The organism is Lysinibacillus sp. GbtcB16 (genome assembly GCF_019091145.1).
GTDB classification, from domain to species: Bacteria; Bacillota; Bacilli; order Bacillales_A; family Planococcaceae; genus Lysinibacillus; species Lysinibacillus fusiformis.
Window position 1 is genome coordinate 1 of the sequence record NZ_JAGXJV010000620.1, and the last position, 254, is coordinate 254.

1 protein-coding gene is annotated in these 254 nt (G+C 43.3%); it reads right to left on the reverse strand.

Translation table 11 applies throughout. The features are described 5' to 3' along the window. Nucleotides 1–254: peptidoglycan recognition protein family protein (locus tag KVT27_RS25425; protein WP_217582252.1), on the reverse strand; the 254-nt coding region annotated here is incomplete at both ends.

The window sequence follows — 254 nt, forward strand, 5'->3', positions numbered from 1 at the left end:
GTTTCTGAAACGCCATGACTGCGAAGATAATCAAGCGGGTCCTCATGATCTGTCCCGCCTAAGTTATAAGTAATGTCTTTATGTGTCCATAGCCCCTTAGAAGGGTGGATGTTTCTGTCACGTAAAATTTCCCCTAATAATTTTACATAACGCTCATATGAACGTTTAAACTTGACTGGGTCGCGTGTTTCACAAAGTTCTACATGAACGAATCTAGCGTTTGCAGATGGACCAGCTCCCCAAGCGCGGTATTT